Raw genomic sequence first — 11,543 nt, forward strand, 5'->3', positions numbered from 1 at the left:
TCTCTTCCATCCTCCATACAGTCCTTGCATACCGCGCCGCCGCTGCGCTGTGTCCATGTACCTGGCTTCGCGAGGATGCGGCCCGGCGCCGTTAAACTTTTTACTCCTCATTCCGATGGCCACAGTGTTGAAAAACCTGTGGCCATTTTCTTTTTCCGCAACGCGCATGAAAGTCCCGCATGACACTTCATTTGTACGACACGTATAGCCGCAGCCTGCGGCCCTTCGAAAGCATCACCCCGGGCAAGGCGGGCTTGTACGCTTGCGGCCCCACCGTCTACGATTACGCGCACATCGGCAACCTGCGCACCTATCTGTTCGTCGACGGCTTGCGCCGCGCGCTTGAGTTCAATGGCTTGCAGGTGCGCCACGTGATGAACATCACGGACGTGGGCCATTTGACGTCGGATGCGGACAGCGGCGACGACAAGATCGAGGCGCGCAGCGCCCGCAGCGGCAAGTCCGCCTGGGACATCACTGCCGAATTTACCCGCGCGTTCGAGGGCGATCTGGGCCAGTTGAATATCCTGCCGCCCACCGTCTGGTGCCGCGCCACGGAGCACATCGCGGAGCAGATCGCCTTCATTCTCGACCTGGAAGCGAAGGGCTATACCTACCGCACGGACGACGGCATCTATTTCGACACGACGCGCCAGGACAGTTATGGAAAACTGGCGTGCCTGAAGCGCGACGGCCTGCAGGCGGGCAAGCGCGTGGAGCTGGGCGATAAGCGCGATGTCTGCGACTTCGCGTTGTGGAAGTTCAGCGGCGTGCCGGGCCAGCGCCAGATGGAGTGGGACAGCCCGTGGGGCCTTGGTTTCCCGGGCTGGCATATTGAGTGCTCGGCCATGGCGGAAAAGCACCTTGGGACGTATTTCGACATCCATTGCGGCGGCGAAGACCACGTGGCCGTCCACCACAGCAACGAGATCGCGCAAACGGAGGCGCGCCACGGCACGCGCCTGGCCAATTTCTGGCTGCATGGCGCTTTCCTCAAGACCCAGGATGCGAAGATGTCGAAATCCTCGGGCGACTTTTTGCGCCTGCAAAGCCTGGTGGAGCAGGGAGTCGATCCGCTGGCCTACCGCTACCTGTGCCTGGGCGCCCACTACCGCAGCAGCCTCAATTTCACGGACGACGCCTTGCGCGCCGCCGCCAGCGGTCTGGCGCGCCTGCGCGCTACCGTGCATGGCCTTGGCGCGGCGCAGAGCGAGGCTGATCCTGCGTGGCTGGCGCGTTTCGCGGCGCAGCTCAACGATGACCTGAATTATCCACGGGCGCTGGCCGTGGCCTGGGAACTGCTGAAAAGCGAGTTGCCGGACGCCGTGAAAAAGGCCACCATGGCCCGCTTCGATGCGGCGCTGGGACTCGATCTGCTGGCCTGGCAACCGGTACAGGTGGCGGTGCCGCGGCAGGTGCAGGCGTGGATGGCGGAAAGGGCTATCGCCCGCGCGCAGCGCCAGTGGGCCGAGGCTGACCGCTTGCGCGCACTGGCGCGCGCGGCCGGCTATGACATTGACGATACGCCACAGGGCCAGCAGGCGCGCCTCTTGTGACGATGCTATCTGTGCCAGTGCGGCATAATGGCCGCCTGATGAAACGGGAGATGCCGTGAAGCGTCGTTTGCTATTGCTGAGTGCTTGCCTGGCCTTCTCCTGCGCGCAGGCGGCCAGCCCGGGCAAGGAAACCACGGCCCTGTTCACCTATGGCGGCTTTTATACCTCGCTGGGCAAGCGCACGAAAGGCGATCCTGCCGAATGGTATTCGAATGTGATCTTTGAAAAGATGGACAAGGCTGCGCTGGGTGTGCGCAAGGTTTGCCGGGAGGGGCGCGATGGCTGAAGCGGACGCCTTTCCGGCCGCATACGCCGGCACCTTGGCGCAGCTGTTGCCCGCGCTGTCCGCAGGCCAGCCGCACGCGCCGTCGGCACCGTTTGACGTGCATCAGGATGGCAGGCTGCTGCGCATTCCCGTGCGTACGTATTACCAGCGCGAGCAGCTGCTGGTCTGTACGCAGCTGGCAGGCGACGCGGGCGTGCTCGCCCTGTGCCTGGGCACGCGCCACCATGACGGCCATTTACGGGAAGCCTGTTTAAGACAGCTGCTGCTGCAGGAGCGGGCGTGGACGGTGCCGTTCGTCGTGCAGCTGTGCGGCGAATACGTGCTGGAGATTATCGCGGCAATTGGCGCGGCGCTGCCGGCCTGGAATACCGATGCGCTGGCGCGCTATCTGCGGGAGAATCCCGCATATGTGGAGACACTGGAGCGGCGCGCCGTCAGCTACTGGAACTGCTACTACCGCAGGCGCTACCCCGCATGGGAAGACTATCCGGGATGCAGGGCCATGGCGGCCCTGCGTGCCTTGCAGGCGCTTACGCCTCGATAAAGCGCATCTTGAAGCTGCGGCCCTTGATATTGCCGAAGTCGCGGCCCAAGGAGTTGCCGGCGTTGAGGCGCTTGAAGGCCGCTTCGGCCACCTTGCGGTCCAGCGCCACGTAGGTCATGAACTCGAACACGTTGATCTTGCCCACTTGCTCCTTGGTGAGGCCCGCGTCTCCCGTCAGCGCGCCCAGCAAATCGCCCGGACGCAGCTTGTCCTTCTTGCCGCCCATGATGCACAGGGTGACCATGGGCGCCGGCAGCGCCTCCATCCCGTCATCTTCCGCCAGTTCCTTCAGGTCGTGCCATTCGGCGGCGCTGTTCTGGTACTGCTCGATCAGCTTGACCCATTTTTTCTCGTTCGGCGCGCACAGCGACAGGGCCAGGCCCTTCTTGCTGCCGCGGCCCGTGCGGCCGATGCGGTGGATGTGCACTTCCGTGTCTTTCGACACGTCGACGTTGATCACCGCGCCCAGGTCGGAAATATCGAGGCCGCGCGCGGCGACGTCGGTGGCCACCAGCACGGAGCAGCTGCGGTTGGCGAACAGCACGAGGATTTCATCGCGCTCGCGCTGTTCCAGCTCGCCGTACAGTGCCAGCGCGGAAAAGCCTTGCTGGCGCAGTTCCTCGGCCAGTTCGCGGCAATGCACCTTGGTGTTGCAGAAGGCCAGGGTGGATTCCGGCTTGAAGTGTTTGAGCAGCTTGCCGACGGCGCTATTGCGCTCGTCGAAGCCGATTTCATAGAAACGCTGCTCGATCTTGTCGTTGTCGTGCTGCGCCTCGACCGTCACTTCCAGGGGATTGACGAGGAAAGACGCCGTGGCGCGGCGGATGTCTTCCGGGTACGTGGCCGAGAACAGCAGGGTCTGGCGGCGCGCCGGGCAGGCGCTGACGATGCCGGCGATTTCCTCGTAAAAGCCCATGTCCGTCATGCGGTCGGCTTCATCGAGCACCAGTGTCTGCACGTGGTTCAGATTGATGGTGCCGCGGCCCAGGTGGTCGCGCATGCGGCCCGGCGTGCCGACGACGATGTGGGCGCCGTGTTCCAGCGAGGCGATTTGCGGGCGCATCGGCGCGCCGCCCGTCAGGGTCAGGATCTTGATGTTGCCAGCCGCGCGGGCCAGGCGGCGCAGCTCATTGGCCACCTGGTCGGCCAGTTCGCGCGTCGGGCACAGCACCAGGCCTTGCACGGCAAACCAGGCCGGATTGAGCTTGTGCAGGATGCCGATGCCAAAGGCGGCCGTCTTGCCGCTGCCCGTTTTCGCCTGGGCGATGAGGTCGCGGCCATCGAGCACCGCCGGCAGGCTTTGCGCCTGGATGGTGGTCATCTCGTGGTAGCCGAGCGAGTCCAGGTTGGCCAAAAAGGCGGGCGTCAGCGGCAGGCTGGAAAAGGCGGTAGTAGTGGCGTTCATAGGGCGGGACCGGGTAAAAAGCAGGTGGATGGGCACAGTCTACAGGCGTTCAACGCCCTTGTGCGGATGGTGATGGAAGCTGGCGGCAAACGGCCGCCAGCGTTGGGGTTTCAGTTGTCAGGCGCCCAGATAGGCAAGCCGGTAAGATCAAGGCCGGCGTCGCGCGTCCATACGGGCAGGCCCGTGGCGTCGGTCGGCTCCAGCAATTCGAGCTGCACCTGCTTCAAAGCCACCTTGCGCGCGCGCGTGCGGCGCTGTGGCTCTGGCGCCGGCTCTGGCGCCTCGTGCGCTGGCGGCGGGCCGAAACCGGGCAAGTCGATGGTGGCGTTGTCTTTTTTATCTCTCATTTCTGAACCTCTGGTCCCTGGCCGCGAAAAATGGCGCCGGGGAGCGGGCAAAAAGCTGTCCGCTGTGTGAATACTCTGTGCATCTCGTCCACAAAACAAAAGCCCGGCTACTGGAGTCGGGCTCATTGTTGGAACAACCGTTAGGAATACCTATCCTCCGGATTTAAGTGCGGCACGCAGTGTATCACAGGCGTGCTGCACCGTGTGGGGCGCCATTGTGTAATCAGCGGAAGCTCAGCGCTCCTGTGAGGTCACCCGGCGGCAGCGCGCCGCGTGACGCAAACGCGTCGTTGCGCAGCTTCAGGCCTTCGAGCAGCGGCAGGTCGTGCAGGCGCGTGATCAGGCGCAGGATCGACGTCGTGTCATAGAAACTGTGGTCGACGGCGCCTTTCTTCGCATAGGGCGAGACGACGATGGCGGGAATGCGCGTGCCCGGACCCCAGCGGTCACCTTTTGGAGGCGCCACGTGATCCCACCAGCCGCCGTTTTCATCGAACGTGATCACCACGATCATGTCCTTCCACTGCGGCGATTCCTTCAGATGCTGGATGACGTTGGCCACGTGCTGATCGCCCGATTCGATGTCCGAGTAGCCCGCATGCAGGTTCAGATTGCCCTGCGGCTTGTAGAAGGTCACGGCCGGCAGCTTGCCCGCCACGGCGGCGGCGAGGAATTTGTTCGAAATCGGGCTGTCGCCCGTGCCGCCATCGCGCAGGTGCTCGGCGCGCGCGGCGGTGCCGGGGGCGAACTGCTTGAAGTAGTTCAGCGGCTGGTGATGGAACTGGAAGTTCGGCTTGCTGCCGCCGCCTTTGTGGTCGAGCGCCGCTTGCCAGCCGCCGCCATACCACGCCCAGCTGACGCCCTTGCGCGACAGCAGGTCGCCGATGGTGTCATAGGTTTGCGGCGGCAGGGTGTTGGCGTCCGCCGGGTCGGCATGCAGCGGGTCGCCGTCGAAGGCGGGGCGGACATAGCTGGGCTGATATGGCGGCGCCATGGTGTTGACGGCATAGCCGTCCGGCGTGAGGGCGCCGTCGTTCACGTACTTAGGCTTGCCATCGAGCGCGGAGGCGGGGCACTCGGGGGAGATCGCCAGGCGCACGCCTTGCGGGCCGTCGGACAGCACGGCGATCTTTTTCTTCGCCGCCGTCTCGGCCGCGTTGAAATATTCGTTGGCGCGCCCCGTCACGAGGAACTGGTGGTTCATATAGGAGCCGCCGAAGGCCGCCATGAAGAAGTTGTCGCACAGGGTGTACTGCTCGGCGATTTGCCACAGGTTCAGGTTTTTCGACGTTTCGCCGTAATGGCCCATCACCAGGCCGCCGCTGTCGGCCCACGCGGCAAAGCCGTCGTTCTTGCCGCCGTTGATCTGCATCTGGTTATTATAGAAGCGGTGCACCAGGTCGCGCGTGATGATGCTCTCTGGCAGGGGCTTGCCGGCCGCGTCGCTCAATTTGTAGGGGGCGTTGGGCAGGCCGGAAATCTGGTCTTCCTTGATCAGGTAATCGATGCCGCCGATATTTTGCTGGTTCGGCACCAGGCCGCCCCAGATTTTCGGCAGGGTGGCCAGCGGCTTGCCGTCGCGGTCCAGCTGCTGCGCCTGTTCGGCCGTGACGGCGGACAAGGGCGCGCTGGTGCCGGGGAAGTTGGCAAACAGGTTGTTGAAGCTGCGGTTTTCCAGGTAGATCACTACGACGTTCTTGACGTGCGCCTTGAGTTTCGCGTCGAGCGAACCCTTGGCGATGGTCTTCCTGGCTGGCGCGGCGTCGGCCAGCGCCGGCAGGCTGGCGGCCAGGCCGACTGCGGAAGCGGCCTGAAAAATGCGCCGGCGCGAGGGATTGGCGGGTTGGTCGGCCGGATCGGCTGGCAGGGCGGGGGCGAGGTCCTTCACACATTCTCCTTGGGTGTTTCTATGGGCACGGGCGGTGGCGGCAATGGCCGGCAACGCCCGTGAAGCGGGAAAATTGTATCACCGGCCCTGCGCCCCTGTGAAACATTCAGCCCGGCCCTGGGCCTAGAACTGGTAGCGGACCTTCAGCGCTACCTTGCGCGCCGGGCCATACATGCCTGAGTACCACCAGTCCGATACGGACGCCGTGTACTGCTTGTCGAACAGGTTGGCCACGTTCACGGTGGCAGAGAGCTTGTCGCTGACGTCGTAGCGCGCCATCACGCTGGCCACCGAGTACGCCTTCTGTTCCCAGTGCAGGGTACTGTTGATCTGCCACGCGTCGATGTCGGAATACACGCGGCTTTGCCAGTTCATGCCGCCGCCCACCGTCAGGCGATTCAGCTCGCCCGGCAGGCGGTAGGTGGTCCACAACTTCACCAGGTGGCGCGGGAAGGTGGTCAGGATGGCCTTGCCGGTATTGTTTTCCGTCTGGCTGTACGACCACGAGGCCGAGATGTTCCAGTCCGGCGTCAGTGCGCCCGTCGCTTCCAGGTCCACGCCCTGGGTCCTGGCGCCCTTGATGGCGCGGTTGGCGGGATTGTTCGTGCCAGGCACGGTGTAGCCCGGGTCCGATTCGGCCAGGTTGCTCTGGCGGATCTGGTACAGCGCGGCAGCCGTGTTCAGGCGGCCATCGAGCCAGCCGCTCTTGACTCCCGCTTCCAAGGTCTTGCCCTCGCGCGGCGCCAGCAGCTTGCCGTAGCGGTCTTGCTGGGCTTGCGGCTGATAGATAGTGGAATAACTGGCGTAGGCGCTGTGCGTGGCGTCGATATCGAACACCAGGCCGCCATACGGCGTGAAGACGCGGCTCTCCGAGGCCGGGGATGCGCTGAAAAATGGCACGGCAGGCGCATCCGAGATGTAATTCTCGCTGTAGCGCAGCACCTTCGCGCCGGCGATCAGTTTCAGGCGCTCGGAGAGATTGAGGCGCGTGGCGGCATACGCGCTGATCTGGCGGCGCGTACTGTCGTAGGTGACGAAGGTATCGCCAAACACGGGTGTTGCCGTGCGATTCCAGCGGTACAGATTGGCGGGCGTGCGCTGGATGCTCTTGTCGAAGCGGCCATCCGTCGTGCTTTGAAATTCGCTGTAGTCCATGCCCAGCACCAGTTCGTGCTGGCGGCCGAAGGCGCTGAACGGTCCGCGCACATTGACGTCCACGCTGTTGACCTGGAGCTGGTAATCGCGGTAGTCGGCGCTCAAGCGCAGGCCATCGCCCGTGGCCTGGTCGGGGAAGCCATCGCTCACGTTCAGGTAGACGGCGCGCTCTTCCTGCGACGACTGCACGCGGTTGGCCGAGACTTTCAATTTCCAGTCGTTTGCCAGCGCGTGTTCCAGGGTGGCGAAGATGTCGCTCGAATTGGTGCCGAAGCGATTCGATGTGGCCGCCGGGCTGAAAGAGCGGGGCAGGTCCGTCATTGCGCCATTGCTGTAGAACAGGGGAAAGCCCAGGTAGGATAAGGATCCATTCGAGCGCTTGCGCTGGTGCGTGATGCCGGCCGTCAGCTTCGTGTCGCTGGAGATATCCGCCTCGATCACGCCATACATCACTTTCTTGTCGCGGCCGTAGCCGTCGATGATGCTGTCGCCTTCCTCGTACAGCGTCACCAGGCGGCCGCGCACCGTGCGCGCTTCGTTCAGCGGACCCGAGATGTCGGCCATGGCGCGCCGCTCAGCGTAGGAACCCAGCTCACCCTCGACGGAGGCCTGAAACTGCGCCGTCGGCTTCTTGCGTACCATGTTGATGGCGCCCGAGGCATCGCCCGCGCCCGTCATCAGGCCCGAGGCGCCGCGCAGCACTTCGATGCGGTCGTACAGCGCCATGTCGGCCAGACTTTGCGACGGTATCGCATTGAGGCCCAGGTTTTCCGAATGCGTGCTGACGCCATCGAGCTGGTAATTGGTGATCGAATAGCCGCGCGAAGTAAAGCCCGTGCGCTCGCTGCCCAGCGAGAACAGGGTGATGCCCGGCGTTTGTGCCATGACCTGCGCGATGGTGTTCAGGCCCTGGTCCTGCATGCGCTGCTGCGTGATGATGCTGACCGACTGGGGCGTTTCCCTGATCGACAGGCCCAGCGGCGTAGCCGTGGCGATCGGCAGGGTGGAAACATACGCGCCCGAGCCTTCGGTGGCATCCTGCTGCGCCTTGACCGATACTTCCGGCATCATCGACAGCGCCTCGCCGCCCGTCGCCGTATCGGTCGGGCGCAGCACAAAGCTGCCGTTGGTGCTGCGCTCGGCCTTCAGGCCCGTGCCGCGCAGCACGCCGTTCAGCGCAGCGTGCACGTCGTGGCGGCCCGCGAGGCCAGCCGACGTCTTGCCGCGCGTCTGCTCAGGGGTAAAACTGAGGATGACCCTGGACTGGCTGGCGACCTGGCGCAGCGCCGCTGCCAGGTCGCCGGCCGGCACCTGGAAATCCTGGGAGTCCTGGCTGGCCGATGGCGCTGCGGCGCTTTCCTGCGCCAGGGCTGGCGCCTGGGCGTTCAGCAGCAGGGCCGAGCCGATGAAGACGAGTTGGATGGCATACGCCATGGGCTTGATGCGCGGCTTGGAATGAATGGCAGGAGACATGGTTACCTTGTGGTGTAGTCGTCAAAAAAGAACGTTGCCTACACAGGTCACGCGAGAATCGAAAGCGGGTACTTTTTTTTCGTCGGCGTCAAAATAAAGCTTCAGCGCGGCTGGCGCGCCTCGACCTGCACCCAGTAGCGCGTGCGCAGGCGCACGTCCACCGGCAGGGAGTCGGGCAGCGACAGCAGCACGGCGTCGAGATCGGCCAGCGGGAAGACGCCGGAGATGCGCAGGCCAGCGACGGCGTCGTCGCAGCCCAGCAAGCCGTGGCGGTAGCGGCTCAATTCATGCAGGAAGTCGCGCAGCGGCATGGCGTCGGCCAGCAGCAAGCCCTGGCGCCATGCCCAAGTGTCGGGCGAGACGGCGTGCGCGGGCAAGAGCTGCCGCGCCGTCATGCCGCCGCCCTGGCCCGCGCGGATAAGCAGATTGCCCTCGCCATGGCGCGGCATCAGCCGGACGGCGCCTTCCTCGACGGCGACCAGGGTGCTGCCATCGGCCTGGCGCACCGAGTAACGCGTGCCCAACGCCTGTGCGTGGCCTTGCGCGGTTTCGACGAGGAAGGGGCGGTAGGGCAGGCCCGTTTCGCGGGCCGTGGCGATGAAGACTTCGCCTTGCACCAGTTGCAACAGGCGCTGCGTGCCCGTGTAGCGGATGTTCACGGCGCTGCTGCTGTTCAGGTGCACACGGCTGCCGTCGGGCAGGGTCAGCTCGCGGCGTTCGCCCACGCCGGTGGACAGGTCGGCCAGCGCGGCGCGGGCCATGTCGGGCGCGTAGGGGGAGCGCGCGCCGAACCAGCCCGTGAGGCCGATGGCCGATACCCACGCCAGCAGTTGCAGGCTGCTGCGGCGCGAGATGGAACGCGAGATGGGACTTGGCAGCAGCGCCTTGCGGCTGGCCTGCGCATCGAGTGCCCGCAAGCTGCCGCTGACGCTTTCGATGTGTTTCCACGCCCGTTCATGGTCGGGGTGCGCCTGGCGCCACTGCTGCCACGCCGCTTTTTCCGCCGGCGTGGTGGCGCCGCTCATCAGGGTGGCCAGCCATTCGGCCGCCTGCATGGCGATGGCCAAGTCGATGGGCTGGCCCTGCGCGTAGACGGTGGCGCCGCGCATCTCAGGGCGCGGCAAAATCGGGTACGGCAAAAAAGCACAGCAGATTGGCCTTGCTCAGGTATTTTTTGACGGAATGCGTGGTGGTGCCCAGTTCGGCAGCGATCTCGGCATAGGTCATGCCGTCCAGGTGGGCCAGCAGGAAGGCGGCCTTGGCCTTGGCGGAGAGCTGGTCCAGCGCGCGGTCGATCAATTGCAGCGATTCGAGCAGCATGGACATCGCTTCCGGCGAGGGCGTGCAGGCTTGCGGCTGGTGCAGCAGGGCGTCGAGGTAAGCCCGTTCGAGCGCTTCGCGCCGGCAGTGATTGGCCAGCAGGCGCCTGGCGATGGTGGCCAGGAAGGGGCGCGGCTGCGCGATCCCGGCACTGCTGCGCGCAAGGAATATCTTGATGAAGGTATCTTGCGCCAGGTCGCCCGCCAGCCCCGCATCGTGCAGACGGCGCTTCAGCCAGTGCAGCAGCCAGGAGTGGTGCTCGGCATACAGGGCCTGGAAATCGGACGGCGGGGAAGGGGCGGACAGCATGCGTACAGGACGTCTTAATCTAAATGAGAATTGTTCTCATAATAACGTAGCGGCGCACGCCAGGCAATCAGGAAAACGTGGCGTTGCTGAAATGCGACTGCGCGCCCGGGCCGCGCGGCGTCGGATTCGCGCTATCGCACGGCAGATGTAAAAGTTTCCTTGGCGCAAGCTTTCATGTGAGAAAATGCGGGCTGTCGATGTGGTGCGGAGCGAAAAATGATGTGGATGGTTGGCGGTGCCCTGATTCTTTTGGTCGCCAGATTCTTATGGTTGGCCTTTTTCCATCGGGTCAACGCGATGTCGCGCCAGGCGGAATTGATGAACTGGCTCGACATCGGCCGGGTGTCGAATGCCGATGGCGGCAAGGATATTTTGTTGGCGAGAAATGAGCGCGGCGCCCGGATCGACTGGCGCACGGGCGAGGTCTGGCTGATGAATCCCAAGGTGGCCGAGCCCTTTGCCGATTTCCTCGCCGTCGAGCGTTGGCTCACCCTGCGCGACATGCCGGCGGCGGACAAGCCGGCCACCGCCCCTCCTGCGCCAGCGGAGCCGGAACCCGAAGCGGCGCCGGACGCCGGGCCCGTGCGCGATACCTTGCCGGCCTTCCAGCAAAAGGTCGACGCTTGCCTGGCCAAGGCGGAAGGTGGCCAGGAATTGCTGGAAACGAAGCAGGCTTTCGAGGCGGGTAGCGAGCCTTATCTCGCGGCGTCGACGGAATTGAGCAAGACCGCGCTGGAGTTCGAAGTGTCGCCAGCGATGGTGGCCACGTTTCATATCAGCGCCTTTGCCGCCCTGGCCGAAACGGCGGGAGCCGACAAGCTGGAACGGGTGGCGGCCAGCCTGCATGCGGCGGCCAGGCAGATCAGGGCCAGCGTCACCGCGTAAGTCATCGCGCAAATAAGGGCGAAACCAGGCCTGGAATGAAAAAACCGCTGCATCCCTTGCAGGAGTCAGCGGTTTTTATGTATTGGTTGCGGGGACAGGATTTGAACCTGTGACCTTCGGGTTATGAGCCCGACGAGCTGCCAGACTGCTCCACCCCGCAGGCGAATTATAACCGAGTTTGTTGCATTGCGAAAGGAGCCGATCGGCACGGAATGTATTTGCTTTGCATGATGGTCGCGGACATAGCGCGCCGCAATGGAAAAAACCGCTGCATCCCTTGCAGGAGTCAGCGGTTTTTATGTATTGGTTGCGGGGACAGGATTTGAACCTGTGACCTTCGGGTTATGAGCCCGACGAGCTGCCAGACTGCTCCAC

At 64.3% G+C, this 11,543-nt stretch carries 10 protein-coding genes and 1 tRNA gene; 4 read left to right on the forward strand and 7 right to left on the reverse strand.

Annotated features, from left to right (window positions below):
• Nucleotides 1–179 precede the first annotated feature (179 nt).
• Genes cysS through ACQ4WS_RS06680 form a run of 3 tightly spaced genes read left to right on the forward strand, consistent with a single transcriptional unit; the run spans nucleotide 180 to nucleotide 2,386 of the window.
• Complete coding sequence (gene cysS / locus ACQ4WS_RS06670) at nucleotides 180–1,556, forward strand: cysteine--tRNA ligase (RefSeq protein ID WP_436474772.1); 1,377 nt, start codon at nucleotides 180–182, stop codon at nucleotides 1,554–1,556.
• A gap of 55 nt (nucleotides 1,557–1,611) precedes the next feature.
• Entirely contained in the window at nucleotides 1,612–1,842 is a 231-nt protein-coding gene (locus ACQ4WS_RS06675) for a hypothetical protein (protein ID WP_436474774.1), read from the forward strand.
• Entirely contained in the window at nucleotides 1,835–2,386 is a 552-nt protein-coding gene (locus tag ACQ4WS_RS06680; RefSeq protein WP_436474775.1) for a hypothetical protein, read from the forward strand. The genes ACQ4WS_RS06675 and ACQ4WS_RS06680 overlap by 8 nt, the downstream gene beginning before the upstream one ends.
• On the opposite strand, the gene dbpA is transcribed toward ACQ4WS_RS06680, so the two are convergent.
• The 6 genes from dbpA to ACQ4WS_RS06710 all read right to left on the reverse strand — a co-directional run bounded on the left by dbpA (nucleotide 2,373) and on the right by ACQ4WS_RS06710 (nucleotide 10,283).
• Entirely contained in the window at nucleotides 2,373–3,791 is a 1,419-nt protein-coding gene (dbpA, locus tag ACQ4WS_RS06685) for an ATP-dependent RNA helicase DbpA (protein WP_436474776.1), read from the reverse strand. The two genes, ACQ4WS_RS06680 and dbpA, sit on opposite strands and share 14 nt — an antisense overlap.
• Before the next feature lie 110 nt (nucleotides 3,792–3,901).
• Complete coding sequence (locus ACQ4WS_RS06690) at nucleotides 3,902–4,138, reverse strand: hypothetical protein (protein ID WP_034758223.1); 237 nt, start codon at nucleotides 4,136–4,138, stop codon at nucleotides 3,902–3,904.
• 223 nt (nucleotides 4,139–4,361) lie between these two features.
• Nucleotides 4,362–6,026, reverse strand: a complete 1,665-nt coding sequence (locus tag ACQ4WS_RS06695) for an acid phosphatase (protein ID WP_436474778.1) — start codon at nucleotides 6,024–6,026, stop codon at nucleotides 4,362–4,364.
• Nucleotides 6,027–6,149: 123 nt separating this feature from the next.
• The gene (locus ACQ4WS_RS06700; protein ID WP_436474780.1) at nucleotides 6,150–8,654 is read right to left on the reverse strand and encodes a TonB-dependent siderophore receptor; all 2,505 of its coding nucleotides are present in this window, start codon (nucleotides 8,652–8,654) and stop codon (nucleotides 6,150–6,152) included.
• A 101-nt stretch (nucleotides 8,655–8,755) separates the two neighbouring features.
• Entirely contained in the window at nucleotides 8,756–9,763 is a 1,008-nt protein-coding gene (locus tag ACQ4WS_RS06705; RefSeq protein ID WP_436474782.1) for a FecR domain-containing protein, read from the reverse strand.
• A gap of 1 nt (nucleotide 9,764) precedes the next feature.
• A complete protein-coding gene (locus ACQ4WS_RS06710; RefSeq protein WP_436474783.1) occupies nucleotides 9,765–10,283 on the reverse strand; it encodes a sigma-70 family RNA polymerase sigma factor in 519 nt (172 codons plus the stop codon).
• 318 nt (nucleotides 10,284–10,601) lie between these two features.
• Between ACQ4WS_RS06710 and ACQ4WS_RS06715 the strand changes: the two genes are divergently transcribed.
• Complete coding sequence (locus ACQ4WS_RS06715; protein WP_436474785.1) at nucleotides 10,602–11,168, forward strand: hypothetical protein; 567 nt, start codon at nucleotides 10,602–10,604, stop codon at nucleotides 11,166–11,168.
• An 83-nt stretch (nucleotides 11,169–11,251) separates the two neighbouring features.
• Here ACQ4WS_RS06715 and ACQ4WS_RS06720 read toward each other — a convergent pair.
• Nucleotides 11,252–11,328: transfer RNA gene (locus ACQ4WS_RS06720), tRNA-Met, on the reverse strand.
• Nucleotides 11,329–11,543: the final 215 nt, after the last annotated feature.

The organism is Janthinobacterium leeuwenhoeki (genome assembly GCF_051380795.1).
In the GTDB taxonomy this organism is placed as follows: domain Bacteria; phylum Pseudomonadota; class Gammaproteobacteria; order Burkholderiales; family Burkholderiaceae_D; genus Janthinobacterium.